The organism is Thermus thermophilus HB8 (assembly GCF_000091545.1).
GTDB classification, from domain to species: domain Bacteria; phylum Deinococcota; class Deinococci; order Deinococcales; family Thermaceae; genus Thermus; species Thermus thermophilus.
Window position 1 is genome coordinate 922,446 of the sequence record NC_006461.1, and the last position, 24,725, is coordinate 947,170.

17 protein-coding genes and 4 pseudogenes are annotated in these 24,725 nt (G+C 71.6%); 10 read left to right on the forward strand and 11 right to left on the reverse strand.

Going from position 1 to position 24,725, the window contains the following annotated elements; translation table 11 throughout:
• Positions 1 to 5 precede the first annotated feature (5 nt).
• Positions 6 to 1,271, reverse strand: coding sequence for an ABC transporter substrate-binding protein (locus TTH_RS04975; RefSeq protein WP_224065231.1), 1,266 nt, complete (start codon positions 1,269 to 1,271; stop codon positions 6 to 8).
• A gap of 130 nt (positions 1,272 to 1,401) precedes the next feature.
• Positions 1,402 to 2,493, reverse strand: coding sequence for a fructose-1,6-bisphosphate aldolase/phosphatase (fbp, locus tag TTH_RS04980; RefSeq protein ID WP_011228346.1), 1,092 nt, complete (start codon positions 2,491 to 2,493; stop codon positions 1,402 to 1,404).
• 109 nt (positions 2,494 to 2,602) lie between these two features.
• Between fbp and TTH_RS04985 the strand changes: the two genes are divergently transcribed.
• Positions 2,603 to 2,926 (forward strand): winged helix-turn-helix transcriptional regulator, encoded by a 324-nt coding sequence (locus tag TTH_RS04985; protein WP_008632387.1) that lies wholly within the window; start codon positions 2,603 to 2,605, stop codon positions 2,924 to 2,926.
• 1 nt (position 2,927) lies between these two features.
• Here TTH_RS04985 and bfr read toward each other — a convergent pair.
• The 4 genes and pseudogenes from bfr to nadC form a co-directional block, all read right to left on the reverse strand.
• Positions 2,928 to 3,406 (reverse strand): annotated as a pseudogene (bfr, locus tag TTH_RS04990) (bacterioferritin).
• A gap of 13 nt (positions 3,407 to 3,419) precedes the next feature.
• The gene (locus TTH_RS04995) at positions 3,420 to 4,901 is read right to left on the reverse strand and encodes an L-aspartate oxidase (protein ID WP_011228348.1); all 1,482 of its coding nucleotides are present in this window, start codon (positions 4,899 to 4,901) and stop codon (positions 3,420 to 3,422) included.
• Positions 4,901 to 5,824 (reverse strand): quinolinate synthase NadA, encoded by a 924-nt coding sequence (gene nadA / locus TTH_RS05000; RefSeq protein WP_164926051.1) that lies wholly within the window; start codon positions 5,822 to 5,824, stop codon positions 4,901 to 4,903. Before nadA ends, TTH_RS04995 begins: the two co-directional genes overlap by 1 nt.
• Before the next feature lie 61 nt (positions 5,825 to 5,885).
• On the reverse strand, positions 5,886 to 6,746 hold the full coding sequence (gene nadC / locus TTH_RS05005; RefSeq protein WP_011228350.1) for a carboxylating nicotinate-nucleotide diphosphorylase: 861 nt from the start codon (positions 6,744 to 6,746) through the stop codon (positions 5,886 to 5,888).
• 50 nt (positions 6,747 to 6,796) lie between these two features.
• Between nadC and TTH_RS05010 the strand changes: the two genes are divergently transcribed.
• Positions 6,797 to 8,725, forward strand: a complete 1,929-nt coding sequence (locus TTH_RS05010) for a thioredoxin domain-containing protein (RefSeq protein WP_011228351.1) — start codon at positions 6,797 to 6,799, stop codon at positions 8,723 to 8,725.
• A gap of 111 nt (positions 8,726 to 8,836) precedes the next feature.
• Positions 8,837 to 10,042, forward strand: a complete 1,206-nt coding sequence (locus TTH_RS05015) for a thiolase family protein (RefSeq protein WP_011228352.1) — start codon at positions 8,837 to 8,839, stop codon at positions 10,040 to 10,042.
• A gap of 65 nt (positions 10,043 to 10,107) precedes the next feature.
• Here the strand turns inward: TTH_RS05015 and pxpB are convergent, their stop codons facing one another.
• On the reverse strand, positions 10,108 to 11,592 hold the full coding sequence (pxpB, locus tag TTH_RS05020) for a 5-oxoprolinase subunit PxpB (protein WP_011228353.1): 1,485 nt from the start codon (positions 11,590 to 11,592) through the stop codon (positions 10,108 to 10,110).
• A 156-nt stretch (positions 11,593 to 11,748) separates the two neighbouring features.
• Between pxpB and TTH_RS05025 the strand changes: the two genes are divergently transcribed.
• The 3 genes and pseudogenes from TTH_RS05025 to TTH_RS05035 all read left to right on the forward strand — a co-directional run.
• Complete coding sequence (locus TTH_RS05025; protein ID WP_164926052.1) at positions 11,749 to 13,980, forward strand: diguanylate cyclase; 2,232 nt, start codon at positions 11,749 to 11,751, stop codon at positions 13,978 to 13,980.
• Positions 13,981 to 14,109: 129 nt separating this feature from the next.
• A pseudogene (locus tag TTH_RS11530) lies at positions 14,110 to 14,286 on the forward strand (GAF domain-containing protein); the annotation flags it as partial.
• Between the two features lie 74 nt (positions 14,287 to 14,360).
• Positions 14,361 to 14,531, forward strand: a pseudogene (locus TTH_RS05035) (HD-GYP domain-containing protein); the annotation flags it as partial.
• Here the strand turns inward: TTH_RS05035 and TTH_RS05040 are convergent.
• A complete protein-coding gene (locus TTH_RS05040) occupies positions 14,528 to 15,451 on the reverse strand; it encodes a carbohydrate kinase family protein (RefSeq protein WP_011228357.1) in 924 nt (307 codons plus the stop codon). The pseudogene TTH_RS05035 and the gene TTH_RS05040 sit on opposite strands and share 4 nt — an antisense overlap.
• A 19-nt stretch (positions 15,452 to 15,470) precedes the next feature.
• On the opposite strand from TTH_RS05040, the gene TTH_RS05045 reads away from it, so the two are divergent.
• From TTH_RS05045 to TTH_RS05055, 3 genes are all read left to right on the forward strand, one after another.
• Positions 15,471 to 16,457: a lipocalin family protein gene (locus tag TTH_RS05045; protein ID WP_224065204.1), complete on the forward strand. Its 987-nt coding sequence runs from the start codon at positions 15,471 to 15,473 to the stop codon at positions 16,455 to 16,457.
• A gap of 62 nt (positions 16,458 to 16,519) precedes the next feature.
• Positions 16,520 to 17,113: a DUF4388 domain-containing protein gene (locus tag TTH_RS05050; RefSeq protein WP_011228359.1), complete on the forward strand. Its 594-nt coding sequence runs from the start codon at positions 16,520 to 16,522 to the stop codon at positions 17,111 to 17,113.
• Entirely contained in the window at positions 17,110 to 18,078 is a 969-nt protein-coding gene (locus TTH_RS05055) for an HD-GYP domain-containing protein (protein ID WP_011228360.1), read from the forward strand. The genes TTH_RS05050 and TTH_RS05055 overlap by 4 nt, the downstream gene beginning before the upstream one ends.
• Here the strand turns inward: TTH_RS05055 and TTH_RS05060 are convergent.
• Positions 18,046 to 19,473 carry an NAD-dependent succinate-semialdehyde dehydrogenase gene (locus TTH_RS05060; protein ID WP_011228361.1) on the reverse strand — a complete coding sequence of 476 codons (1,428 nt, stop codon included), beginning with the start codon at positions 19,471 to 19,473 and terminating at the stop codon, positions 18,046 to 18,048. The genes TTH_RS05055 and TTH_RS05060 overlap by 33 nt on opposite strands.
• Before the next feature lie 214 nt (positions 19,474 to 19,687).
• Here TTH_RS05060 and TTH_RS05065 point away from each other — a divergent pair.
• A pseudogene (locus tag TTH_RS05065) lies at positions 19,688 to 19,924 on the forward strand (polyphosphate kinase); the annotation flags it as partial.
• Here TTH_RS05065 and TTH_RS05070 read toward each other — a convergent pair.
• The gene (locus TTH_RS05070; protein ID WP_011228363.1) at positions 19,919 to 22,492 is read right to left on the reverse strand and encodes a UvrD-helicase domain-containing protein; all 2,574 of its coding nucleotides are present in this window, start codon (positions 22,490 to 22,492) and stop codon (positions 19,919 to 19,921) included. The pseudogene TTH_RS05065 and the gene TTH_RS05070 overlap by 6 nt on opposite strands.
• Positions 22,489 to 24,699 carry a PD-(D/E)XK nuclease family protein gene (locus tag TTH_RS05075; RefSeq protein WP_011228364.1) on the reverse strand — a complete coding sequence of 737 codons (2,211 nt, stop codon included), beginning with the start codon at positions 24,697 to 24,699 and terminating at the stop codon, positions 22,489 to 22,491. The genes TTH_RS05070 and TTH_RS05075 overlap by 4 nt, the downstream gene beginning before the upstream one ends.
• Positions 24,700 to 24,725 lie beyond the last annotated feature (26 nt).

Sequence of the window (24,725 nt, forward strand, 5' to 3'; positions counted from 1 at the left end):
ATCTATCACTCCACGGGGCAGGCGCCCGTGCTCGGGGCGTCGGGCGGCCAGCAGGGGGCGCCCGTCTCCCGGAGGATGCGGGCGAGGTTCTGGGCCTCGAGGTCCAAGGCCCGCCGGATCTCCTCCCCCCGGAGGACGATCCGGGTGAAGGCGTCCCGGTAGACCTTGTTGAACTCCCCGCCCTTGTCCCCAAGCCCCACGGGGAGGAGGCTCGGCAGGGCGTCCTTGGCCGAGGACTGGGCCGAGACCGCCTCGGCGAGGAGCCGGATCCCCTCGGGCAGGTCCTCCCCGTAGCGCGCCCGCACCACGGGGAAGAAGCCCACCTCCTTGAGGGTGAGGAGCTGGACCTCGGGCCGCGTCAGGTAGTCCACGAGCGCCTCGGCGGCCCGCTTGTCGGGCGCGGTCTTGGGGATGGCGAGCCCCGCCACCACCGGCATGAACCCCCGCCCCTTGGGCCCTGCGGGGGCCGGGAAGGCCACGAAGTCCTGGGGCCTCTGCACCAGGGCGTCCTTGAGCCGCGCCGTGTGGTCCCAGGCGATCCAAACCTCCCCGGAGAGGAGGGGCTCCTGCATGAACTCGTAGGCCGTGGACCTGGGGTTGACGTAGCGCCAAAGCTCCCGGAAGTCCCGCCACATGGCCTCGGCCTCGGGGCTCTTGAAGCGGCGCACCTGGCTGCCCGTGTAGGAGGGGTAGAGGTAGCCCTGGAGGAAGCGGTGGATGAGCCCTCCAGGCCCCGCGGGGAAGCCCAGGCGGCGCTGGCCCGTGGCCTCCTGGATCGCCTTGGCCCAGTTCTTGAGGTCCTCGTAGGTGAGGGCGTTGAGGTCGGCTCCCGGGGGAAGGTACTTCAGGGCCTCCTTCCGGGCCACCATGACGTAGGTGGCCTGCATCCAGGGGAGGTACTGCTGGTTCGGGGTGCCCATCCGCCCGAGCTCCACGAACGCCTGGGGGAAGCCCCGGTCCTGAAGCCGGGCGTAGAGGCCGTCCAAAGGCTCCAGAAGCCCCCGGCTCACCAAGGGGGGAAAGTCCCCGTGGAGCCCGCCCAAAACCCCCACGGTCCCCCGGCCCGTCTGGGCCTCGGCCAGCACCCGGTTGAGCCAAACGGGGTAGTCCTCGGGCACGAACTGGACCTGGCCGGAGAAGCCCTTCAGGATCACCTGCCGCATCTTCTGGGCCTCTTCAATGGGCCTGAGCTGGGTGGAAAGGAAGACCACCCCTTGGGCCAGGCCCAGGCTCGAGGCCAAAAGGAAGGCCAAGAAACCCGCTTTCCGCACGCTCCACCTCCTTTCTTTGGGGGAGAGCATACCCCCCTTTCCCGCCCCCCGTCAAGGCTTTTGAAACCCCCTCCACGGGAAAGTGAAGAAGCGGGCCCCGGGAGCCTCCCGGGGCCGCCCCTAGCGGTCTTTAACTGAACTCCCGCTCCAAAGCCTTCAGCCGCTCGGCGATCCCCGTGTACTCCAGCTCCTCCATGGGAAGCATGGCGGGGCCGTAGAAGCCCTGGCGGCGCATCTCCTGGGCCTTCTCCACCACCTTGGCCCGCACCGCCTCCCACACGGGGTCGGCGAAGAGGTCCACGGGCTCGGAAAGCCGCCCCTCCCGCAAGGAGAAGGCCAGGCCGCACACCATGGGCACGCAGAAGAAGGTGGAGGCCGGGGTGTTGGCCCGCACGGGCATCAGGGGCATGTGGTGGCTTCCCCGGGTGTCCCCCGCCACGTAGGGGGCGAGGGCGAAGACGGGGCCGAACTCCTCCGTGGCGGGGAAGATCTTCTGGGTGCGGACGATGGCCACGGGGTCGTCCTTGCCCACGTAGCGCCCGGCGATGTTCCTCAGGCGCGTGGTGCTCACCACGGCGGCCTGCTCCCCGTGCTTCCGGGACCAGATGGACTCTATGGCGAAGCGGTGGGAGTCGCGAAGGAGGGTGGCGATGTCGTAGAGGCGCTCGGGGGCGTCCAGCTCAATGTAGCTGTCCCGCTCCGTCTGGGCCAAGTCCATGATGCGGAAGCGGAAGCCGGGCCTAAGCTCCGGGGAAAGGAGGAGGCCCGAGGAGTACATGGGGTCGGCGAAGGCCAGGTAGAGGGGGAGGTTGAAGGCCCCGGGCTCCGTCTTGTCGGCGGCGAGGACCATGAAGGGCTCCGCGGGGCGCTCGGTGAACTCCATCTCCGCCACCTGGGGCCCAAGGCCGTGGAGGTTCCCCGTGAAGGCGTCCTTGAGGAGGTCCTGGCCCGCCCCGTAGAGGCCTTCGGCCTTGGCCACCTCGGTGCCCTCGCGGAAGGCCTTCCAGGCCAGGGCGTGCACCTCCTGGTTCCGCACCCCCCGGGTGTGGGATAGGAGGAGGACGATGTCGTCGCCGATGTGGAAGACGTAGGCGTCCAGGAGGAGGCGGCCCACCTCCTCCCGAACCACCTCCTCCACCTTGGCGAGGACCTTGCGGCTGGGCAGGGTGTGCCCGCCCACCGAGCCGATGTCCGCCTTGAGCACGCTCAAGGTGACCTTCATAGTCTCACCTCCTTCGTTTCCATGTTTCCACACCCCGGGGCCCCGGCGCAAGGCCGCTCCCTTTCGCTTTACCGGGCAAAGCGCTTACCCCCTGTGGTACCATGGGGGTATGGCCGAGGCCTTCTGCCCCGTCTACGCGGCCCTGAACCTCCTCCAGGAGAAGTGGACCCTGCACATCATCCGGGCCCTCCTGGAGGGGCCCAAGGGGTTCAACGAGCTTTCCCGGGCCGTGGGGGGCGTGAACCCCGCCACCCTCTCCCAGCGCCTGGACCAGCTGGTCCGCCTGGGGGTGGTGGAGAAGCGGGTGGAGTCCTACATGCCGCCCCGCACCCGCTACAGCCTCACCCCGGCGGGCGAGGAGCTGGAGGAGGTGGTCCAGGCCATAGAGCGCTGGGCCAGGCGGCACCTCAAGGCCCCGGACCCGGCCCGGTAGGCTACTCGGAAAACTCCCCGGCGAGGTACTGCAGGTAGGCCGGGAGGCCCATGCGGCTGAGGAGCTCCCGCTGCGTCTCCAGCCAGTCCACGTGGGCCTCCTCGTCCTTAAGGATCTCCGCGATCATCTCCCGGGTGCCGTTGTCCCCGAGGCGTTGGGCCAGGTTCATGGTCTCGTTGTACCCCTTGACCGCCTGGACCTCCCCCTCGTAGTCCTTGAAGAGGATCTCCTCCACGTTTTTGCCGATCCTGATCTCCCCGATGCGGCTCACCTCGGGGAAGCCCTCGAGGAAGAGGATGCGCTCCATGTGCCGTTCGGCGTGGCGCATTTCGGTGATGGTGTGGGCCTTGAGGTGGCGGGCCAGGGCCTTGAGGCCCCAGTTCTCCGCCAGCTCGGCGTGCACCATGTACTGGAGGATGGCGGCGGGCTCCTCGGAAAGCCTTGCCTGAGGCTATGAATCACCTCGGGGTGGCCTTGCATAGGACCTCCTCCCCTACTCCACACCCACGGGAAGGAAACCGAGGCGCCACCCCTGGAAGAGGCTGTGCCTGGGGCGGTCTTCCAGGGGGAAGTCCTCCCGGAAGTGGGCGCCCCGGCTCTCCTCCCGGGCCAAGGCCGCCCGGGCGAGGAGGCGCATGAGGAGGAGGAGGCTTCCCGCCTCGAGCCGGTCCCTGCTGGCCTGTTCCACCTCCTCCAGGGGCACGGCCTCCGCCCGGCGGAGGAAGGCGAGGAGGGTTTCTTTCCGCCGCACCACCCCGAGGGCCTCCCCCGCTTCCTCCCTTAGGGACGCCACCGCCTCGGGTGGGGCGGCGAGGGCGGGGAGGGGGGTGGCTCTTGGGGGAAAGGCCAGGTCCTCCAGGGCCCTTAGGGCGGCCCGCCACCCCACCACCAGGCCCTCGAGGAGGCTGTTGGAGGCCAGGCGGTTCGCCCCGTGGAAGCCGGTGGAGGCCACCTCCCCCGCGGCGAAGAGCCCGGGGATCCCCGTGTGGCCGAAGGCGTCGGTCCTCACCCCCCCCATGGCGTAGTGGGCCGCCGGGGCCACGGGAAGGGGCGCCCTCAGGGGGTCCAGGCCCAAGGCCCGGGCCTGGGCCACCACCGTGGGGAAGCGCTCCTCCAGGTGGGGGATTGGCCTCAGGTCCAGGTAAACCCCGCCCGTGCGCTCCCTCTCCCGGAAGACGGCCCGGGCCACCACGTCCCGTGGGGCGAGCTCCGCCAGGGGGTCGTAGCGGGGCATGAACCGCTCCCCGTGGGCGTTCAGGAGGAGGGCCCCCTCCCCCCGGCAGGCCTCGGAGACCAGGGCCCCGTTGGGAAGGGCCGTGGGGTGGAACTGGACGAACTCCAGGTCCCGGAGCACCGCCCCCGCCCGCCAGGCGAGGGCCATCCCGTCCCCCGTGGCCCCGTGGGGGTTCGTGGTCACAGGGAAGAGGCGGCCAAACCCTCCCGTGGCGAGGAGGACGGCTCCAGCCCGGACCTCCCAAAGCCCCCCCGGCCCCCAGAGGAGGGCCCCGGCCACCCGGTTCCCGGAGACGAGGAGGCTCAGGGCCTGGGCGGGGACCACGGGGGTGGAAAGCCGCTTAAGGAGCCCCTCGAGGAGGAGAAGCCCGCTCCGGTCCCCGCCCAGGTGGAAGACCCTCGCGCGGGAGTGCCCCCCTTCCCGGGTGGGCTCGGGGTGGAAGGGAAGGCCGAAGGCGCGAAGCCTCTCCAGGTGGCGGGGGGCCTCCTCCAGGATGGAGCGGGCCACCCCTTCCTCCACGAGGCCCCGGCCGGCCACGAGGGTGTCCCGGAGGTGGGCCTCGAGGTCCTCCTCCCCCACGGGAAAGGCCACCCCCCCTTGGGCCCAGGGGGTGGAGCCCGCGGGGAGGGGGTCCTTGCTCACGAGGAGGACCCGGGCCCCCCGCTCCTCCGCGGCCAAGGCGGCGTAGACCCCCGCCACCCCGGCGCCCAGGACGAGGAGGTCTGTGCTACGGCGCTCCATCACCCCACGGCCACCATGGCCTCGAGGGCCCGGCGCGCCCTCCCCGCCACCTCCTCGGGCACCCGGACCACGTGGCGCATCTCCTTCAAGGAGAGGTAGACCTTCTCCAGGGTGATCCGCTTCATGTACTCGCACACGGCGTCGGGCTTCACCGGGAAGAAGGCTTTTTCCGGGGCCTCCTTCTTGAGGCGATGGAGGATCCCCACCTCCGTGGCCACCACGAACTCCCGGGCCTCCGCCCCCTTGGCGTAGCGCACCATCCCCTCCGTGGAGAGCATCTTGGCGTCGGGCTTGAGGTAGAGGCACCCGCTGCCGCAGCCGCACTCCGGGTGGATGAGGAACTCCGCCCCCGGGTGGGCTTCCAGGAGGGCCTTCAGGTGCTCCTCCCGGATCCCCGCGTGCACGTGGCACTCCCCGGGGAAGAGGTCCAGCCTCCTCCCCGTGACCCGGGCCACGTGGGCCCCCAGGAACATGTCGGGGACGAAGTAGATGGGCCGGTCCTGGGGAAGCCGGGAGACCACCTCCACGGCGTTCGCGCTCGTCACGCAGACGTCCGCCAGGGCCTTGACCTCCGCCTTGGTGTTCACGTAGGCCACCACGATCCCGTCGGGGTGCTTTGCCTTCCAGGCCAGGACGTCCTCGGGCCGGATGCTGTCGGCGAGGGAGCAGCCCGCCTCCAGGTCGGGCAGAAGCACCGTCTTCTCGGGGTTCAGGATGGCGGCGGTCTCCGCCATGAAATGGACGCCGCAGAAGACGATGACCTCGGCCCGCGTTCTTTGGGCCTCTCGGGCGAGGCCCAGGGAGTCCCCCACGAAGTCCGCCACCTCCTGCACCTCGGGGAGCTGGTAGGAGTGGGCCAGGATGACGGCGTTCCGCTCCCGCTTGAGCCTGAGGACCTCTTGCGCCAGGGCTTCCCCACGCATCCTACCCATTATGCGGGGCCTCCTGAGGTGGTGGACCAGGGCCCGAACCGCCTCCACGCCCTCATGGACGCACCACCAGGAGGGAGAGGTCCAGGGCCTTGGCCGAGTGGGTGAGGGCCCCCACGGAGACGTAGTCCACCCCGGCCTCCGCCGCCGCCTTCGCCCTTTCCAGGGTCATGTTCCCGCTCGCCTCCAGGGGAACCCTTCCCCCCACGCGGCGCACCGCCTCCCGGAGGGCCTCGAGGGGGAAGTTGTCCAGGAGGATGAGGTCGGCCCCGGCTTCTAGGGCCTCCTCCAGCTCCTCCAGGCTTCGCACCTCCACCTCCACCTTGAGGTAGTGGGGGGCGCGGGCCTTGGCCCGCCGCACCGCCTCGCCCACGCCCCCCGCCGCCCGGACGTGGTTCTCCTTGAGGAGGATCCCGTCAAAGAGGCCATAGCGGTGGTTCCTCCCCCCGCCCACCCGCACGGCGTACTTCTCCAGGGCGCGAAGCCCCGGGGTGGTCTTGCGGGTGTCCAGGATCTGGGCCTTGGTGCCCGCGAGGGCCTCCACGTAGGCCCGGGTCAGGGTGGCGATTCCCGAAAGCCTCTGCAGGAGGTTGAGGGCGAGCCTCTCCCCGGCGAGGATGCCCCGCAAGGGCCCCCGGACCCGGGCCACCTCCGTCCCCTCCGCCACCCTCGCCCCCTCCGCCACCAGGGGGGTGAAGGCGGTGCGCGGGTCCGCGAGGGCGAAGACCCGCTCCGCCACCCAAAGCCCCGCGAGGACGCCCCCCTCCTTGGCGAGGATCACGGCCTCGCCCTCGAGGTCCTCCGGAACCACCAAAAGGCTCGTGAGGTCCCCCTGCCCCAGGTCCTCCCGAAGCCAGGCCCTCAGGGCCTCTTCCAAGCCGCCTTGCCAAAGCGCCTCCCCGACCACGCCCCCCATTGTAAGGAGGAGGCTTTTCCCCTTCGGCCTCCCGCCCTAGCCTGGAGGGGATGGGAAACCGCCTAAAGGCCGCAAGAAGCCCCTACCTCCTCGCCCATGCGGAGGACCCCGTGGACTGGTACCCCTTCGGCGAGGAGGCCTTCCGCAAGGCCCAGGCCGAGGACAAGCCCATCTTCCTCTCTGTGGGCTACGCCAGCTGCCACTGGTGCCACGTGATGCACCGGGAGAGCTTCCAGGACGAGGAGGTGGCCCGCCTCCTCAACGCCCACTTCGTCCCGGTGAAGGTGGACCGGGAGGAACGGCCCGACGTGGACGCCGCCTACATGCGGGCCCTCGTGAGCCTCACCGGCCAGGGGGGCTGGCCCATGAGCCTCTTCCTCACCCCCGAGGGCAAGCCCTTCTTCGGGGGCACCTACTTCCCCAAGGAGGACCGGATGGGCCTTCCCGGCTTCAAGCGGGTCCTTGTGGCCGTGGCCGAGGCCTGGGCGGGGAAGCGGGAGGCCATTCTGGAAGAGGCGGAGCGGCTAACCCGGGCCCTATGGAAAAGCCTCAGCCCGCCCCCGGGCCCCCTTCCCGAGGGCGCGGAAGAGGAGGCCCTGGACCACCTGGAGCGGGCCTTTGACCCCGAGTGGGGAGGGTTCCTCCCCGCCCCCAAGTTCCCCCAGGGGCCCCTCCTCCTCTACCTCCTCGCCCGGGCCTGGGAGGGGGAAGAGCGCGCCGCGCGCCTCCTCCGCCCCACCCTGAGGGCCATGGCCCTCGGGGGGGTGTACGACCAGGTGGGCGGGGGGTTCCACCGCTACAGCGTGGACCGCTTCTGGCGGCTACCCCACTTTGAGAAGATGCTCTACGACAACGCCCTCCTCGCCCGGGTCTACCTCGGGGCCTACAAGCTCTTTGGCGAGGACCTCTTCCTGCGGGTGGCCCGGGAAACCCTGGACTGGCTCCTTTCCATGCAGCGCCGGGAGGGCGGCTTCCACACCGCCCTGGACGCGGAAAGCGAGGGGGAGGAGGGGCGCTACTACACCTGGACCGAGGCGGAGCTTAGGGAGGCCCTAGGGGAGGACTTCCCCCTGGCCCGGCGCTACTTCGCCCTGGGGGAGGACCTGGGGGAGAGGTCCGTCCTCACCGCCTGGGGCGAGGCCGAGGCGAGGAAGGCCCTGGGGGAGGGGTTTTTCGCCTGGCGGGAAGGGGTGCGGGCGAAGCTCCAAGGGGCCCGCAGGCGGCGCATGCCTCCTGCTTTGGACGACAAGGTCCTGGCGGACTGGTCCGCCCTGGCGGTGCGGGCCCTGGCGGAGGCGGGGAGGCTTTTCGGGGAGGAACGCTACCTCGAGGCGGCCAAGAGAGGCGCCCGCTTCCTCCTCGCCCACATGTACCGGGAAGGCCTCCTGCGGCACACCTGGCGGGGGAGCCTGGGGGAGGAGGCCTACCTCTCGGACCAGGCCTTCGCCGCCCTGGCCTTTTTGGAGCTCTACGCCGCCACGGGGGAGTGGCCCTACCTGGACTGGGCGCAGAGGCTTGCGGAGGCGGGTTGGAGGCTCTTTAGGGAAGGCCCTTCCCTCCCCCTCCCCGCCAAGGAGGTGGAGGAGGGGGCCCTCCCCTCGGGGGAAAGCGCCCTGGCCGAGGCCTTGGTCCGGCTGGGGGCCGTTTTCGGCGGGGACTACCGGGAGCGGGCGGAGGAGGTCCTGGCGGAAAAGGCCCGTTGGCTGGCCCGCTACCCCCACGCCCTCCCGGGGGCGCTTCTGGCCAAGGCCCTTTGGGAAAGGGGCACGGAACTTGCCCTGCCCCTGCCCTCCCCTCTCCTCGAGGCCGCAAGGGGGGCCTTCCTGCCCCTCACCCAGCTGGTCCTGGGGCCCGCCGGGGCGCTTCCCGCCCTCGAGGGGCGGGAAGCGGGGAAGGCCTACGTGTGCCGGAGGGGGGTCTGCCTCCTCCCGGTGGACCGGTGGGAGGAGGTGGAGGCCCGGGTGCGGGGGGATGATTAGTGAAACTTTTCACGATTACACCCGCTTGTGCGTTCTTTCTCCCCCTAGTCGCTTGACCCCGCCCCCGCCTTCCGGCTAAGCTACTACCGACCGTTCGGTAAGGAGGACCCCATGCCCGAAGCCTGGATCGTGGAAGCGGTTAGGACCCCCATCGGCAAGCACGGAGGGGCGCTGGCCTCGGTGCGCCCCGACGACCTCCTCGCCCACGCCCTCTCCGCCCTCGTGGACCGCTCCGGCGTCCCCAAAGAGGAAGTGGAGGACGTCTACGCCGGCTGCGCCAACCAGGCGGGCGAGGACAACCGCAACGTGGCCCGCATGGCCCTCCTCCTCGCCGGCTTCCCCGTGGAGGTGGCGGGCTGCACGGTAAACCGCCTCTGCGGCTCCGGGCTGGAGGCCGTGGCCCAGGCGGCCCGGGCCATCTGGGCCGGGGAGGGCAAGGTGTATATCGGAAGCGGCGTGGAATCCATGTCCCGTGCCCCCTACGCCGTCCCTAAGCCCGAGCGGGGCTTCCCCACCGGCAACCTCGTCATGTACGACACCACCCTGGGCTGGCGCTTCGTCAACCCCAAAATGCAGGCCCTCTACGGCACCGAGAGCATGGGCGAGACCGCCGAAAACCTGGCGGAGATGTACGGGATCAGGCGGGAGGAGCAGGACCGCTTCGCCCTCCTCTCCCACCAGAAGGCGGTGCGGGCCTGGGAGGAGGGACGCTTCCAGGACGAGGTGGTCCCGGTGCCGGTGAAGCGGGGCAAGGAGGAGATCTTGGTGGAGCAGGACGAGGGCCCCAGGCGGGACACCTCCCTGGAGAAGCTCGCCGCTCTCCGGCCCGTCTTCCGCGAGGGGGGCACGGTGACCGCAGGGAACTCTAGCCCCCTAAACGACGGGGCGGCGGCGGTGCTCCTCGTCTCCGACGACTACGCCAAGGCCCACGGCCTGAGGCCCTTAGCCCGTGTCCGCGCCATCGCCGTGGCCGGCGTACCCCCAAGGATCATGGGGATCGGCCCCGTGCCCGCCACCAGGAAAGCCCTGGAGCGGGCGGGGCTGAGCTTCTCGGACCTCGGCCTCATTGAGCTCAACGAGGCCTTCGCCGCGCAGGCTCTCGCCGTCCTCCGGGAGTGGAGCCTTTCCATGGAGGACCAAAGGCTCAACCCCAACGGCGGCGCCATCGCCCTGGGCCACCCCCTGGGGGCCTCCGGGGCCCGCATCCTCACCACCCTGGTCCACGAGATGCGGCGGCGAAAGGTCCAGTTCGGCCTCGCCACCATGTGCATCGGCGTGGGCCAGGGCATCGCCGTGGTGGTGGAGGGGATGGGCTGAGTCTTAGGCCCCTCCCCGGGGGCTGAAGGGGGTTCTTTGGCCATCTTGTACTTTTATTCACGATTTCACCCACTCGTGAAGTGTATCTCCACACCAGGCCGGGCCTGCCCCAGGAGCCAGAGGTCCCGGGGGTCCACCAGGGCGGGCTTGGCGTACCCCCCGAGGCTCCCCTTGTCGGCGAGGAGCACCAGGGGCCTCCCCGAGGGGGGCACCTGGACCCCGCCGAGGGGGGTGGGCTCGGAAAGCCCCTCCCCGCCAGGGACCTCCGGCCCCAAAAGCTCCACCCCCACCCGGTCCGCCCGCGCTACCCGGAAGGGGCCGGAGCAAAGGGCCCTAAAGGCCTCCCCCGCAAACTGGGGCCCGGGGAGGAGGCGGAGGCGGAAGGCCTCGGGGAGCGGGCGCTGGGGGAAGGCCCTCCCGGGGCGGACCGGGCGAAGCGCCTCGAGGCCCAGGACATCCCCTGCCCACAAGGGCCTCCCGATCCTCCCCCGGAGGTCCGGGGAGGCGGAGCCGAGGAAGGGCCGGACCTCGAGGCCCCCCGCCACCGCCAGGTAGCCCCGCACCCCCGGGCCCCGGGGGCGGAAGCGGAGGGTCTTGCCCCGGGGCCAGAGGAAGCTTTGCCCCGGGGGGATCTCCTCCCCTTCCAGAAGGGCGACGAAGCCGTAGCCCGCGAAGGCCGCCACCAGGTCGCGGAGGGCGGTGAGGACGGGGCCTTTGTAGGCGAACTCCAAGAGGGGCGCCCCCGCCCCGTTGCCCACGAGCCGGTTGGCCAACCGGGCGGAAGGGGCGTCCAGGGGACCGGAGCGGGCGAGGCCGAGGTGCCCCCCGAGGAAGCGGCCCCCGTCCACCACCAGGTCCATAAGCCCGGGCTCCTCCACGAGGAGGGCGGGAAGCCTGGGCTCCTCGGGGAGGAGCTCCAGGGGGCGGGGCTCGGGCGGCGTGGGCCCCTCGGCCTCCAGGAAGCGCACCCGGTCCCCGGGGCGGAGGAGGAAGGGCGTCTCGCGGTGGGGGTCGTAGACGGCCACCAGGCTGGTCCCGAGCAGGTTCCAGCCCCCGGGAGAAGGAAGGGGGTAGATCCCCGTCTGCACCCCCGCCACGGCCACGGCGTGGGCGGGCACCCGGGGCCTCGGGTGGGGCTTCCGGGGAAGGCGCAAGGCGGGCTCCACCTCCGCCAGGAAGGGGAAGCCTGGGGTGAACCCCAGGGCGTAGACGCGGTAGAGGGGCTTTTGGTGGAGGGCCTTCACCGCCTCGAGGGAGAGGCCCAGGCGGGAGGCCACCTCGGGAAGGTCCTCCCCGTCGTAGCGCACGGGGATCTCCACCACCCGCCCCTCCTCGGCCCGCTCCTGGGGAAGCCCCTTAAGAAGGCGCAAAAGCCGCCCTCGGGAAAGCCGCCTGGGGTCGTACTCCAGGTAGAGGACGCCGTAGGCGGGCACGGCGTCCAGAAGCCCCGGAGGGGGGGCACGGAGGAGGGCCTCGGCCAGGGCGAGGGCCCTGCGGTTCGCCTCCTCAGAGACCCCCTCGCCGAAGCGCAGGTAAAAACCCCGGACCACCCCCTCACTCTACCGGAGCGGGCCTCCCCTTGAGCTCCCGGTCGGGAAGGAGGAGGACGAAGACCAAGGCCCCAAGAATGACGAGGGCTACACTTTTTGAACCACCGCACCCCCCCTGCTCTCCAAGCCTAGGCCGTGGTAGCATGGGGCGCAACAATGCACTGGCCCCTCTACGTCGCCCTGGCCGCCCTCGCCCTGGGAGCGGCGCTTGCGGGGCTTCGGGAGAGCGCCGCCGTCCCCTGGTTCATGGTGGCCGTGGGCCTCGTGGCGAGCGTCTTCGGGCTCGGGGCGGGGCTTGCCGCCCTGGGCCTCGCAAGCCTCCTCCTCTTCTTCCAAGGGGCCATGAACCCCTCCTCCCTCGCCGCCCTCCTCCTCGCCGCCCTTCTTGCGCACCAGGTGGGGGAAAGCCTCCGCCGGGCCCACCGCCGGGCCAAGTACCTGGCCCAGACCCACAGGCTCCTCGCCGAGGCCCTGGAGGCCCTCCCCAAGGCCCAGAACCGGGAAGAACTCCTGAAAAGCCTCCCCGAGCGCCTCGCCCGCCTCGGGGAGCGGGGGCACGTGGGGGTGTGGGTGCCCGAGGGGCAGGGCCTCCGCCTCCTCGCCGCCCGCCCCCCCCTCTCCGTGGAGACCATCCCCTACGGGGGCGTGGTGGGCCGGGCCTACCGGGAGGGGAGGCCCGTGTACGTGCCGGACGTGCGCCGGGACCCGGACTACATCGCCCCCCCGGACCACAAGGCCCTCGCCGAGCTCGCCCTTCCCCTCCGGGAGCGGGGGGAGGTGGTGGCCGTCCTCAACCTGGAGCGGGACCGGCCCTTCCCCGAGGAGCTCCAGGAGGGCCTTAAGCGCTTCGCCCAGGCGGTGAGCCTCCAGCTTTCCCGCCTGGCGGACGAGGAGGAAAGGCGGCTCGTGGCGGAGCTCTCCCTCGCCCTGCAAAGCGCCTCCCGCCTCGAGGAGGCGGCGGCCAAGGCCCTGGCCCTCCTGGTGCGGGCCTTGGGCCTCGAGGCCGGCGCCTTCTGGGAGGTCCGGGGCGCCCGCATGGTGAACCTCGCCGCCCACGGCGTGGAGGAGCCCGCCCTCCGCAAGGTCCTGGAGGAGGGCCTCCCTTACGGCGTAGGCCTCGCCTGGCGGGTCTACGAAACGAGAAGCCCCCTCTTCACCGCCCGCTACGCCGAGGAGGACCGGACCGTCCCCGCGCTAAAAGCCCTGGACTGGCGCACCTTCGCCGCCCTCCCCGTCCCCACCCCGGGGGCGCCCCGGGCGAGGCGGATTTTTGTGGTGGGCCAGAGGGCGGAAAGGCTTTGGCGGAGAAGCGAGGTGGACCTCCTCCTCCTCGCTTGCCGTACCCTGGGCCTCGGTCTGGAACGCCTCACGGAAAAGGCCCGGCACGAGGCGGTCAACCGGATCTTCCTGGAGCTTTTGGAAAAACCCCCGGAGGAGCTCTACCAGGCGGTCCTGGAAGAGGCCATCCGCCAGGTCCCGGGAGCGGAGGCGGGAAGCCTCTTGGTCTGGGAAGACGGGGCCTACCGCTACAAGGCGGCCTTTGGCTACGACCTGGAGGGCCTAAAGGCCCTGGCCTTCACCCGGGAGGCCCAGCTCAAATGGTACGGCCTGGGGGAGGAAAAGGCCCGCCAAGGGGAGCCCCGCCTCCTCAGCGTGGAGGAAAGGCCCATCGCCGAGATCAGCCACGAGACCGCCCCGCCCGAGGTCATAGACGCCGCCGGGAAGGCCGAGGAGATCCAGGCCAACCTCTGCCTCCCCATCCCCTACAAGGGGGAGGTCCTGGCCTACCTCAACCTGGAGAACCTCCACGACCCCAAAGCCTTCGGCGAGGACTCCCTGGAGGCCGCCCGCTTCTTCGCCACGCCCCTCGCCACCCTCCTCCACGAAATCCGCACCCGGAAGCTCCTGGAAGAGGCCGCCCTCACCGACCCCCTCACGGGCCTGCCCAACCGCCGGGCCTTTGACCGCTTTCTGGAAGAGGAGCTCAAGCGGGCGGAGCGCTACGGCTACCCTCTCGCCCTCGCGGTCATGGACCTGAGGGGCTTCAAGCAGGTGAACGACCGCCTGGGCCACGCCGTGGGGGACCTCGCCCTCATGAAGGTGGCCGAGGCCCTGCAAAGGGAGAAGCGGAACGGGGACCGGATCTTCCGCTGGGGCGGGGACGAGTTCGCCGCCCTCTTCCCCCACACCGGGAAGGAAGGCGCCCTCAAGGCCGCCTTCCGCTACGCCCGGGCCATAGAGGCCCTCTGCTTCGGGGGGCTCTGCCTGGGGGTGAACATCGGCCTCGCCGCCTTCCCCGAGGACGGCAAGACCCCCGACGAGCTCCTCTCCGCCGCCGACAGCCGCATGTACCAGGCCAAGGCGCAAGGGCTCGCCGTCTTGGCTTGAGTCCGGGGAAGACCAGGCCCATTTCGCCTCAAGGAGGAGGCGGACGACGGGTACGCCACCCAGCTCGCCGGGTGGGCGGCGGAGGGCGTGGCGCCCCAGATCGCCAACCCCGACCTCAAGCGGGTGCCCATGGCCAAGGGAGGGTACGGCCGCTGGCTTCGGGCCTTCCTGGAGAACCGGGCCGTCTCGGGCCCCGTGCGGACCTTCCCCCAGGCGGAGCGGCCCCTCCTCGAGGCCCAGGACATCCGCAGCCTCCTCGCGGTTCCCGTCTTCTGGGAGGGGAGGCTTTGGGGCTTTTTGGGGGTGGACGAGGGTCCTCCTCCTCGCCTGGCCCGGGGGGCGCCTTCCCACCCCGCCCGAGCTGGAGAGGATCCAGGTCGGCCCGCATCTTCGCCGTGGCGGACGTGTACGACGCCCTCACCTCGGACCGGCCCTACCGCAAGGCCTGGCCGAAGGAGAAGGCCCTGGCCTACATCCGGGAAGAGGCGGGCAAGCAGTTTGACCCCGAGGTGGTGGAGGCCTTTCTGAAGCTCATGGCCGAGGAGGCCTAGCCCGCAAGCCACCGGGCCCGCCAGGCGGCGAGGCCCTCCTCGGGGAGGCCCGCCCCCCGGACGGTGCAGGCCAAGGCGGAAAGGGCCACGGCCGCCTCCAAAGCCTCCCGCAGGCCCTCGAGGTCCAGGCCCTCCAGAACCCCCCTCCCCCCGCCCCGCCTGAGGAGGAGGGCGAGGAGGCCCGCCGTGAAGGTGTCCCCCGCGCCCACGGTGTCCACCACCCGCACCCGCACCCCGGGAACCCGCACCTCCCCTTCCCCGAGGAAGGCCAAAGCCCCCTCGGGCCCCAGGGTGAGGACCTTGAGCCTGGGAGGGAGGCGGCGCACGGCCTCCAAGGGCGCCTCGGGGAAGAGGAGGCGGGCGTCCTCCAAGGAGAGCTTCAAAAGGTCCACCCGCCCGAGGTAGGCCTCCACCCGGGCCCTTTCCTCGGGCGAGGGGAGGCCCCTGAGGTTGGGGTCGTAGGAAAGGAGGGCCCCCGCCCTCGCGGCCTCCTCCAAAAGGGCGGCCACCCCTTTCGCGGTGCGGGCCTCGAGGGCGAAGAGGGAGCCGAAGTGGAAGGCCCCCACCCCCCGCAAGGCGCCCGCCTCCGGCAGGAAGGGGGCCTGGAAGGGGCGGTGGAAGCTGTAACGGGCGTTCCCCTCCGGGTCCAGACGGACGAGGGCCAAGGGCATGGGGCCGGGGTGGCGCCGAAGCTTCGGGTTCAGGCCCCTCCGGGCCATCTCCGCCTCGCTCCAGGCGGAAAGCCAGTCCTCCCCCACCTCGGAAAAGAAGCGAACGGGGTAGCCGAGCCGGGCGAGGACCGTGGCCGTGTTCAGAACCGAGCCGCCTAAGGACCCGGTGAAGGTAAGGGGGCTTTCCCCCTCCAGGACCAAGTCCACCAGGCTTTCCCCCACGAGGGCGATAGCGGGCTTCTCCACCATGCGCCTATTATGGAGGGAAATGCGCCCCTTCCGGACCGCCTGGCTCGCCCTCCTCCTCGCGGCCTGCGCCCCCGCCCTCCTCGCCGTGGACCCGGGCCGCCTCCCCGAGCCCGAGGACTGGGACCCCAAGCCCGCCCAGCTGGAGTGGTGGTACGCCTCGGGGTGGGTGGAGCCCTACGCCTTCCACTTCGCCTTCTTCAAGGCCTACGCCCCGCCCTCCTACCGCATCCTGGGCCTCCCCGGGAGCCTCTTCGGGCCCTTCCACGCCGCCCACCTCGCCCTCACCGACCTCCGCACCGGGAAGCGGCGCTTTCTGGAGGTGGCGGACCAGGACCTCTTCGCCAAGAGGGGCGAGGCCCTGCCCGGCCCGCGGCTGGCCCTCATGGGGTGGCGGTTTTACCGGGAGGGGGAGGGGTTCCGCCTCGAGGCGCCGGGCGTGGACCTCCGCTTCCGTCCCCTGAAGCCTCCCGTGGTCCACCCCCCCTCGGGCACCGCGGAGACGGGGCGGATGCACTACCAGTCCTACACCAGGGTCGCCGCCTGGGGGGAGGTCCTGGGGGAGGAGGCGCGGGGGGAGGCCTGGCTGGACCACCAGTGGGGGGAACAGCTCTCCGGGCTTGCCGCCACCTGGGACTGGTTCGGCCTCCACCTCTCCGACGGCTCCGAGCTCATGGCCTACCGGGTCAAGGCGCCCTCGGGACGGGTGGTCCAGGTCCTGGCGAGCCGGGTGGACCCCCTGGGCAACAGGGAGGACCTCGCCCTGGACTTCCTTCCCTTGGAGACCTGGACGAGCCCCTCGGGCCGCGCCTACACCCTGGTCTGGCGCCTGGAAGGGCCGGAACTCACCTTGGTCCTGAGGCCCCTCTTCCGCGAGGGGGAGATCCTCTCCCGCACCACCCGGGTGGCCTACTGGGAAGGGCCCGTGGCGGGGGAGGGCCGCTTCAGGGGCTACCGCGTCCGCGCCCGCGGCATGGGCGAGTTCGTGGCCGGGGCCTTCCGGCCGTAAGGTTTTTTACACGGTTTTCACATCCTCCCCCTACCTTGGAAGCAGAAAGGAGGTGGGTTGAAGTGGCCCTCTTCGGCAGTCTGGACTCCATGCCCCTTGAGGAGCTCCTCCTCGTCCTCAAGTCCAAAGAGGGGGCGCTGGAGATCTGGAACGTGAAGGGCCTCCCCGCCACCACCCTCTACCTCAAACCCGGCCGCATCCGCTCCATTGACCAGCGGGGGAAGCCCCTCCCCCCGGAGGCCGCCAAGGCGGTCCTCCTTACCCTGCTGAAAGCGCGGGAAGGAAGCTTTGAGTTCCTCCCCAACCTCCGTCCCCGGCACCGGGTGCGCCTCAACTGGCCCACGGAAAAGGCCCTCCTTTCCCTGGTCACCCTTCACGACGAGCTTGACCGCTACCGGGACCAGCTTCCCGACCCTCAGACCCGCTTCCGCCTACAAGGAAGCCCCCCGGAAGACGCCCGGTACCGAGGCTTTCTGGAAAAGGCCGCCCCTTACCTGGAGCGAGGGACCACGGCGCAGGAGCTCGCCCAGGCCCTCGCCTCACCCGTGGACCTGGTCCGCCTTTACCTCCTGAAGCTGGAGCGCTTGGGCGCCCTGCGGCGGGAGGCCCAAAAAGGCGCGGCCCCGCTACTTTTCGGCAAGGGAGGCGCCGCATGAACCCCACGGTGCTCGTGGCCGAGGACGACCCCGTCCAGCGCCTTCTCCTCCGCCGGGCCTTGGAGCCTCTCGGCGTGGAGGTGCGCCTCGCCCGCCACGGCAGGGAGGCCTTGGACCTGGCCCTGGAGGCCCCGCCCCATCTGGTCCTCACCGACCTCCACATGCCCCACATGGACGGGCTGGAGCTCACGCGAAGGCTCAAGGCCCTGGACCCCTTGCTCCCCGTGCTCCTCTTCACGGCGGACCGGGACCACGAGACCCGGCTTAGGGGCCTGGAGGCGGGGGCTGACGACTTCCTGAACCGCCCCTTTGACCTCACCGAGCTCCGGCTCCGGGTGAAGGGGCATCTGGAGCGGAGGCGGCTTCAGGAGAAGCTGGAGGACCTGGAGCGGGCCCTCCTCGCCCTGGTGCGGGCGGTGGAGGCCAAGGACCCCTACACCGCAGGCCACGCGGAGCGGGTCGCCCGCTACGCCCTCCTGGGGGCGCGGGAGCTTGGGGCCGGTGAGGAGGAGCTCCGGGACCTCCACATGGGGGCGCTCCTCCACGACGTGGGCAAGATCGGCCTGCCCGACCGCATCCTTCGGGGAGAGGCCCCGCTTTCGGCAGCGGACTGGCGGCTCATCCAAGCCCACCCCGTCAAGGGGGACGAGATCCTCACGCCCCTGAAGGCCCACCCCCGCCTCCGTCCCTATGTGCGCTGGCACCACGAGAAGCTGGACGGCTCCGGCTACCCCGACGGCCTCACGGAGATCCCCCTCCTGGTCCAGGTCCTGAGCGCCGCCGACATGTACGACGCCCTCACCAGCCGCAGGACCTACCGGGAGGCCGTAAAGCCCGAGGAAGCCCTGGAGGCCCTGGAGCGGGAGGCCCGGGAGGGGAGGCTCGCCCTCGAGGCGGTGCGGGCCTTGCGGTCGGGCCTCCGGCGCGGGGCCTCAGAGGCCAAAGGACACGTACTTCACCTCTAGGTACTCCAAAAGGCCCCACTTCCCCCCTTCCCGGCCGAGCCCCGAGCGCTTCACGCCGCCAAAGGGGGCCTGCGGGGTGGAGGGCACGCCGTCGTTCACCCCCACGATGCCGTACTCCAGGGCCTCCGCCACCCGGAAGGCCCGGGAGAGGTCCCGGGTGAAGACGTAGGCGGCAAGCCCCACGGGGAAGCCGTTGGCCCAGCGCACCGCCTCCTCCTCCTCCCGGAAAACGGTGAGGGGGGCCACCGGGCCAAAGGTCTCCTCCCGGAAGAGGAGGCTCTCCGGCTTCACGTCTAAAAGCACCGTGGGGGCGAAGAAGAGCCCCTTGGCCTCCCCTCCCGCCACGAGCCTCGCCCCCTTGGCGAGGGCGTCCTCCACGTGGGTCCGCACCTTCCTAAGGGCAGCCTCGTTCACCAGGGGGCCGATGTCCGTCTCCTCCGAGAGGGGGTCCCCCACCTTCAGGGCCTGGACCCTCCGGGCGTAGGCCTCGGCGAAGGCCTCGGCCACCTCCGCCTGGACGAAGATCCGGTTGGCGGCCACGCAGGACTCCCCAGCGTTGCGGAACTTGGCCCGAAGCGTCTCCTCCACCGCCCTATCCAGGTCGGCGTCGGCGAAGACCAAAACGGGCGCCCCGCCCCCAAGCTCCAAGGAGACCCGCTTCAGGGTCTTGGCCGCCTCCTCGTAGAGCCTCACCCCCACCTCGGTGCTCCCCGTGAAGGTGAGCTTGCGGACCCTTTCGTCCTCCAGGAAGGGGCGGGAGACCTCGGCGGGCCTGGAGGTGGGGAGGACCTGGAAGACCCCAGGGGGGCCCCCCGCCTCCAGGAAGAGCTTGGCCAGGTAGAGGGCGGTGAGGGGGCTCTCCTCCGCGGGCTTCAGCACGAAGGTGCACCCCGCCGCCAAGGCCGGGGCCACCTTGCGGGTCACCATGGCCGCGGGGAAGTTCCAGGGGGTGATGCCGTAGACCGGCCCCACGGGCTCGTAGCGCACCAGGATCCGCTTGTGGGGAAACTGGGAGGGGACCGTCTCCCCGTAGACCCGCTTCGCCTCCTCGGCGTACCACTCCACGAACCCCGCGGCGTAGGCCACCTCGGCCCTCCCCTCCTTGAGGGGCTTCCCCATCTCCAGGGCCATGAGCCGGGCGAGGGGCTCCTTGTGCTCTAGGATGCGCTCGTACCAGCGCCTGAGGACCTGGGCCCGTTCGTAGGCCGTGGCCCGGCTCCAGGCGGGGAAGGCCAAAACCGCCTCCTCCAAGGCCTCCCGCGCCTCCTCCTCCCCGCAGTCCGCCACCTCGGCCACCCGCTCCCCCGTGGCCGGAGAGACCACGGGGAACCTCCGCGCCAAGCGCCGCCACGCCCCGCCGATGAGGGCCTCCGTGGGTGCTTCCTTGACCTCCATACCTTAAGCCTACCCGAGGAAAGCGCCCCCCACCGTAACGCGGCCCCTTAGATCCGGAAGACCTTAGGGGGAAAAAGGCCCTGAGGACCACCTCCCCGGGCCTGGGCCGGCCTTCCAGCCAGGCCACGCCCCCCTTCTTGAAGAGGAAGCGTTCCGCCAGGGCCTCCCGGGCCGCGTCCTTAAGGCCCCGGACCACCTTGCGGCCCGGGCCGCCGCCTTCCGGGCCGGGGGGGAGTGGCGGGTCTACCTCACCAGCGCCGACGCCATGCCCCGCAACTTCCAGAACCGCTTTGAGCTCCTCTTCCCCGTCCTGAACAAGGAGGCCAAGAAGAAGGTCCTCAAGGTGCTCAAGCGCCAGGTCCGGGACGACCGCAACAGCTTCCTCCTCACCCCCGAGGGAGAGGAGCGCCTCTGGGGAGGCCGCCACGACGCCCAGCACCTGGAGCTATGAGGGGAGGGCCGCCAAGGCCTCCTCAAGCTCCGCCTCGCCGAAGGCGTGGACCCGCCCGGCGCGCAGGTAGACGAGCCGGGCCTCGGCCCTCACCCCCCAGGCCTCGAGGAGGGCCCGCCGGTAGAGGGCGAGCTGGAGGCGGTAGGCCTCGGGCCGGACCTCCCGGTCCGTCTTGTAGTCGTCCAGGTACCAGCGGTCCCCCACCCGGTAGACCCGGTCCAGCACCCCGTGCCAGACCGTCCCCTTGAGGGGGAGGACGAGGGGAAGCTCCCGGTAATCCTCCGCCCGCTCCTCCAAAGCGGGAAGCTCCCGCCCCAGCATCCCCCGGTAGCGCCGAAGCAGGGCCCGGACCTCGGCCAAAAGCCGCTCCTTCTCCCCCTCGGCGAAGGGAAAGGCCACCTCCTGGTGGAGGAGGGCCCGCATGGCCCTCCCGTCCTCCGGGTCCAGGTCCCGGGCGAGGGCGTAGTGGACCAGGGTGCCGAGGGCGCGGGCGAACCCGGAGACGGCCTCCCCCTCCAAGGCCTCGGCGAGGGGCTTGGGCTCCGCCTTCAGGTGGGCGCTCGGGGAGTGGACGAGGGGGAGGGGCCTTGGGGGAAGGAGGTGCTCGGCGTAGGGGGCTGGAGGCCCTTCCCGCCTCGCGGCGGGCGCAGGACGGGGCGGCCTCCAGCCCTGGGGCACAGGGTGGCGCGCCACCAGGGGGTCCTGGCTTTCCGGGCCCAGGCCGAGCCTTTCCAGGGCCTGGGCCCAGGGGCTTTCCCGGCCCGAGCGGCTTCCGGTGACGAGGAGGACGTCCCGGGCCCGGGAGAGGGCCACGTAGAGGAGGCGGACCGCCTCCTCCCTCTGGGCCTGAGCAAGCCTTTGGGCGAGGTCCCGGTGGGCCCGCGTCCCCGCCACGGCCACCTCCCCCTCAGGCCCCACGAGGACCGGGGAGGCCGGGCCTGGCTCCCCTCGGGCCACGTCGTAGACGGCCACCACCGGCCACTCCAGCCCCTTGGCGGCGTGGACCGTGAGGAGGCCCACCCCTTCCCCACCCTCGGGAAGCTCGCTCGCCTCGGGGTCCAGGGCCCGGAGCCTGAGCCACTCCAGGAGGGCCTCCAGGTCGGGGAAGCGCTCCAGGCCCGCAAGGAGGAGGAGGGCGTCCAGGTTGGCCCGGGCCCGGGGGGAAAGCCGAGAAAGAAAGACCTCGTCCCGCACCAGGGCCTTGAGGGCCTCGAGGGGCCGCTTCCCGGCGAGGCCCCTCAGCCAGGCCACCCGGTCCCGCACCGCCTGGGGGAGGTAAGGAAGCGGGTCTTCCCGGAGGAGGGCCTCCTCCACCTCCCCAAGGTTGAGCCCCACGAAGGGGCTTCGCAGAAAGGCGAGGAGGGAGCGGCGCTCCTCGGGCCCCGGGGGCCCCTCGAGGAGGGCGAGCCGCAGGGCGTGGTAAAGGTCCCGGACCTCGAGGCGGTTGAAGAAGCTCTGCCCCCGGCGAAGGACGTAAGGCACGCCCCGGGCGCGGAAGGCCCGCTCCAAAAGGGGAAGGCTCGCGCGGCTCCGCACCAAGACGGCCATCTCCCCGAAGGCGTAGCCCTCCGCCTTTAGGGCGAGGAGGCGGCGGGCGAGGAGGTCGGCCTCAAACCGCCTCCGCTCCTCAAGCCCCGCCCCCCCCTCCACCCAGTGGACCTCCACCCGGCCCTCGGCTTCCCTGGTGGGGCGCACCGCCACCCGCTCCCCCTCGGGGAAGAGGGCCACGAAGCGGTTCAGGAAAGCGGCCACCCTCCGGGCGTGGCGGCGGGTCTCGTCCAGGACCAAGACTTCCTCCGCCCGCCCCAGGGCCTCGCGGAAGACCTCCAGCCGGGCGTTGCGGAAGAGGTAGATGGACTGCTTCGGGTCCCCCACGGCCACCACCCGGGCCCCCGCCTCCTCCAGGGCCCGGAAGAAGCGCCCCTGGAGGGGGCTCGTGTCCTGGTACTCGTCCACGAGGACGTGGGGAAAGCGCTCCACCACCCGGGCGAGGGCCTGGGGGTGGCGGAGGAGGCGGAGGGCGAGGGCCTCGAGGTCCCCCGGGCCCAGGACCTCCTGGGCCCGGCGGCGGTACCGGGCCAGGGCCTCCGCGAAGAGGCGCACAAGCCCCTCCGCCCCCTCCAGAGGCCTAAACGCCTCGGCCAGGGTCCGCCCCTGGTAGAGGCGGCGGAGGAAGGCCTCAAGCCCCGGGTCCTCCCCCAGGAGGTAGAGGAGGCTTCGCGCCTCCTCCAGGAAGAGGGCCTCGGCGAGGAGCTCGTCCACCACGGCGAAGTCCGGGTCCAGGGAGAGGAAGGGGGCCGCGTGGCGCAAGGCCTCCGCCATGAAGCCGTGGATGGTGCCGAAGACCGCCCCGTGGACCTCCCGGACCGCCCCGCCAAGGCCCGGCTCCTCCCGGGCCAGGGCCTCCACCCCCTTCCTCGCCCGGGCCCGAAGCTCCTCCGCCGCCTTGCGGGTGAAGGTGACGGCGGCGATGCGCCGCAGGGGCACACCCCCCTTCACCAGGGCCAAAAGCTCCTCCACCAGGGTATGGGTCTTCCCCGTGCCCGCCGAGGCCACGTAGAGCTTCACTCCTCCTCCTTCCGGCAAAGGTCGGCGAGGCCGCAGGCGTGGCAGTGGGGCCCGGGCCTCGGGGGAAAGGCGCCCCAGGACCGGAGGGCCTTCTCCAGAAGGGGCTCCACCTCCTTGAGGGCGGGAAGCGCATCCCCCTTGCGGTAAACCCCCTTCCCCACGGGCCTGGGCCTGCCCAGCCAGGGCCAGGCCCAAAGGTGAACGGCCTCCACGTCCTCCCGCTGAAGGAGGGCCTTGAGGGCGAGCCACTCCGTCCAGCGCCGCTTGGGGCTCAGGTCGGGCTCGGCCCCCTCGCCCAAGAGGCGGTAGAGGTGGACCGCCCGCCCCTCCCACCGCACCCCGTCCAGGCGGAGCCGGTAGCGCCGCCCGGGCCAGAGGACGTAAAGCCTCAGGCCCTGGAGGTGGGCCCCGTGGGCGCGAAGCCAGGGCCCCACCCGCCCGTCGGCGAAAAGCCCCCCCAAGGCCCCCAGGTCCACGGGGGAAGGCAGGGCGCGCCAGGGGCTTTCCTCCCCGTCCCGGAGGGGGTAGCGCTCCAGGTAAGCCCTAAAGGGACACTCCAAATAGCGGCGGAGGGCCTCCACGTGGGGCGGGGAGGCGGGCGAGGTGGGGTGGGCGGGGCGGAAGGGGGCCTGGGGCAGGGCCTCGAGGCGGCTCGCCGGGGGCAGGGCCTCGGGCCGCTCCCCCGCCGCCAAGGGCTCCACAGGCCCCCCGGGCCCGGCCTCGGGGTAGAGGAGGACCACCTCCTCCCCCCGGGTGGAAAGCTCCTCCAAAAACAAGGGGTCAAGCCCGCGAAGCCGCCGGGGAAGGCCCTTCAGGAGGCCCTGCTCCCGCAGGTCCTCCAGGAGGAAGTAGTCCTCCCGCTCCCCCAGGGTGTACCGGCCCGCCACCCACTCCAGCACGTAGGCCCTCCGGGCCCGCACCCCCGTGGCCCTCAAGGGGGGGAGGACGGCCACGCCCCGGCCCACCTCCGGGGGCAGAACCTCGTCCAGGAGGAGGCTCCGCCACCAGGCCAAAGGCTCGCCCCGGTCCACCCGGAGGGCCATGCGGAAGCGGGAGAGGAAGACCTCCTTGGCCTCCACCCCCAAGGCCTCCAAGGCCGCCTCGGCCCAGGCCTCGAGGTCGGGGCCCGGGGTGCGCAGGCGCAGGAAGGCCTCCCACTCCGCCTCCAAACCCTCCCGCTCCGCCAAGGCCCTTAGGGCCTCCTCCCCGGCAAGCCCGAGCCTCAGCGCCTTGCGCCCCAAAGCGGAAAAGCCCAGGGCAAGGAGGTCCCGCCCCGTGGGGAAGGGGTTGAGGAGGGCGAAGACCCGCTCCCCTTCTTCCGTCTCCGCCAGGGCGCGCTCCCGGCCGTCCTCGAGGGGAAGGCCGTATTCGTCCTTAAGGAGCATGAGTCCCCCGATGCGCTCCGGCGGGGCCACCACGAGAACGTCCTCCGGGGCAAGCCCCTCCCCCCCGAGCGCCTTTGGCGCCAAGGCCCGCTTCAGGGCCCGGAGGAGGTAGCGGGCCTCCTCCACGGGGTTGGCGAGGCGGAAGACCCGGCGGGCGACCGGCCGGGCCTCGAGGACGCGGTGGGGGGTGCACCCCTCGGGGAGCACCTCCAGGGTAAGGAGGACGGGAACCCGTTCGGAAAGCCGCCGGAGGAAGCGGAGGTCCAAAGGCCCCACCTCCCGGAACCCGTCCACCACCACGAGGTCGGGCCAGGGGAAGAGGCGCAAGGGGGCTTTTAGGGCCCGGTGCCGGAAGTCGTCGTAGTCCAGGCTTCCCGCCTTCAGGCGCTCGTAGAGGCGGTAGACCCGCCTAAGCCGCCCGGCCTCCCCCTCCTTGGGCAGGGCGAAGGGGGAGATCCCGTACCGCTTCAGCTCGGCGATGGCCCGGGCGAAGAGCCGGGCCTCCCCCGGGGCCACGGGCCCCTCCCCGGCCCGGCGCAAGGCCTCCCCCACCAGGGCCACCCGCCCCGCTCCGGGAAGGAGGGGCTTAAGCCACCCCGCCTCGGCCAAAACCCGGTAGTAGAGGGCCTGGAAGGAGAGGAACTCCAGGCCCAAAAAGGCCCCTTCCTCCGAAAGCAGCCGGTAGACATAGGCCCGCTGGTGGGGAAGCCCCACCCAGAAGACGCGGCCCCGCCTCCCAAGGACCTCCAGGGCCCACGCCAGCGCCAGACGGGTCTTCCCCGAGGCGGGCGGCCCCTGGACGATATGGAGGCCGGGCTTCATAGCGGCTCCATTCTACCCGGCCCCCG

What these genes read in the sequence shown, in the direction of transcription:
- fbp (WP_011228346.1), bottom strand. Translation starts at nt 2,493, where the DNA reads ATGAAGGTCACCTTGAGCGTGCTCAAGGCGGACATCGGCTCGGTGGGC.
- TTH_RS04985 (WP_008632387.1), top strand. Translation starts at nt 2,603, where the DNA reads ATGGCCGAGGCCTTCTGCCCCGTCTACGCGGCCCTGAACCTCCTCCAG.
- TTH_RS04995 (WP_011228348.1), bottom strand. Translation starts at nt 4,901, where the DNA reads ATGGAGCGCCGTAGCACAGACCTCCTCGTCCTGGGCGCCGGGGTGGCG.
- nadA (WP_164926051.1), bottom strand. Translation starts at nt 5,824, where the DNA reads ATGCGTGGGGAAGCCCTGGCGCAAGAGGTCCTCAGGCTCAAGCGGGAG.
- nadC (WP_011228350.1), bottom strand. Translation starts at nt 6,746, where the DNA reads ATGGGGGGCGTGGTCGGGGAGGCGCTTTGGCAAGGCGGCTTGGAAGAG.
- TTH_RS05010 (WP_011228351.1), top strand. Translation starts at nt 6,797, where the DNA reads ATGGGAAACCGCCTAAAGGCCGCAAGAAGCCCCTACCTCCTCGCCCAT.
- TTH_RS05015 (WP_011228352.1), top strand. Translation starts at nt 8,837, where the DNA reads ATGCCCGAAGCCTGGATCGTGGAAGCGGTTAGGACCCCCATCGGCAAG.
- TTH_RS05025 (WP_164926052.1), top strand. Translation starts at nt 11,749, where the DNA reads ATGCACTGGCCCCTCTACGTCGCCCTGGCCGCCCTCGCCCTGGGAGCG.
- TTH_RS05040 (WP_011228357.1), bottom strand. Translation starts at nt 15,451, where the DNA reads ATGGTGGAGAAGCCCGCTATCGCCCTCGTGGGGGAAAGCCTGGTGGAC.
- TTH_RS05045 (WP_224065204.1), top strand. Translation starts at nt 15,471, where the DNA reads ATGCGCCCCTTCCGGACCGCCTGGCTCGCCCTCCTCCTCGCGGCCTGC.
- TTH_RS05055 (WP_011228360.1), top strand. Translation starts at nt 17,110, where the DNA reads ATGAACCCCACGGTGCTCGTGGCCGAGGACGACCCCGTCCAGCGCCTT.
- TTH_RS05060 (WP_011228361.1), bottom strand. Translation starts at nt 19,473, where the DNA reads ATGGAGGTCAAGGAAGCACCCACGGAGGCCCTCATCGGCGGGGCGTGG.
- TTH_RS05075 (WP_011228364.1), bottom strand. Translation starts at nt 24,699, where the DNA reads ATGAAGCCCGGCCTCCATATCGTCCAGGGGCCGCCCGCCTCGGGGAAG.